Genomic DNA, 1512 nt, shown 5'->3' with positions numbered 1-1512 from the left:
CCACGGCTGCTGCAACGGGATTGTCAGCCTAACAACAAGGAACGCGCATGACCATTATCGGTATCGACCTGGGGACCACCAACAGTGCCTGCGGCATCTGGACGGACGAGGGGGTCAAACTGATACCGAACCGGCTGGGGGACGTGTTGACCCCGTCGGTGGTCGGGCTGGACACCCAGGGTGAGCTGATCGTGGGGCGTACCGCCCGCCAACGCCTGATCAACCACAGTGATCAGACCGTGGCCGCCTTTAAACGATTGATGGGCACCGACCACAAGATCAAGCTGGGCCGCCAGGCATTCAGTGCCACGGAATTGTCATCGCTGGTATTGCGCTCATTGAAGGAAGACGCCGAAGCCTACCTGGGCGAGGCGGTCACCGAGGCGGTCATCAGTGTGCCGGCCTACTTCAACGATAACCAGCGCCACGCCACCAAGCAGGCCGCCGAACTGGCGGGCCTGAAAGTGGAGCGGTTGATCAACGAACCTACCGCCGCCGCCATTGCCTATGGCCTGCACGAAAAGCAGGAAGGCCTGTTCCTGATCCTGGACCTGGGCGGCGGCACCTTTGATGTATCACTGCTGGAATTTTTCGACGGCATCATGGAAGTTCACGCCAGCGCCGGGGACAACTTTCTCGGCGGCGAAGACTTTGTCGATGCCATGGTCGACGACGTTTTACGCGAGCATTCGCTGCGTCGCGATGACCTGAAGCCCAACCTGCTGCAACAGCTTTACCTGCAGATGGAAGGCGCCAAGCGCAAACTGGGCCCGGCCGACCAGACCCTGTCCCTGGAGCTGGGCGACAAGACCGTGGAGCACGTGGTCACCAGCGACTGGTTTACCCGGGTCAGCACGCCGCTGCTGTTGCGCGCCAAGCACCCCATCGAGCGGGCGCTGCGCGATTCCAGCACCCACCCAAGCAAGATCGACGATGTGGTGCTGGTGGGCGGCTCTACCCGGCTGGCCATTTTCCGTTCCACCGTGGGCAAGATGTTCGGCCGCCTGCCGTCCTGCCACCTGGACCCGGATACCGTGGTGGCCATGGGCGCGGCAATCCAGGCCGGCCTGATGATGCGTAACGAAGCTCTGGACGATGTGGTGCTGACCGATGTGTGCCCCTACACCCTGGGCACCGGGGTGATCAATCGCGACAACAGCAAACTGGGCGACTATTTCATGCCCATCATCGAGCGTAATTGCGTGGTTCCCGTGAGCATTGCCCGGCAGGTATGCACTGCCTACGACGACCAGACCGAACTGACCATCAAGGTCTACCAGGGCGAAAGCCGCTACGTGGAAAAGAATGTCTTTCTTGGCGAATTGAATGTGCGGGTGCCCAAAGACCCGCGAGGCGAGCAAGCGGTGGATATTCGCTACAGTTACGACATGAACGGTTTACTGGAAGTGGACGTGACGGTGGAATCCACCGGCCAGGTCCACAGCCACCTGATCGAACACGCCCCGGGCGCCCTGAGTGACGAGCAAAAACAGGCCGCCCGGGAAAAACTCG

The 1512-nt window shown here is 61.1% G+C and carries 1 protein-coding gene; it reads left to right on the top strand.

All coding sequences use genetic code 11. The features are described 5' to 3' along the window. Positions 1–47: 47 nt before the first annotated feature. Positions 48–1512, top strand: a 1465-nt coding sequence (locus A3730_RS26610) for a molecular chaperone HscC (RefSeq protein WP_063539313.1), incomplete at its 3' end; no start/stop codon positions are given.

It is taken from the genome of Alcanivorax sp. HI0044 (genome assembly GCF_001634945.1).
Note: the sequence above shows the minus strand (reverse complement) of the source record. Positions and strands in the feature narration are given on the sequence as shown.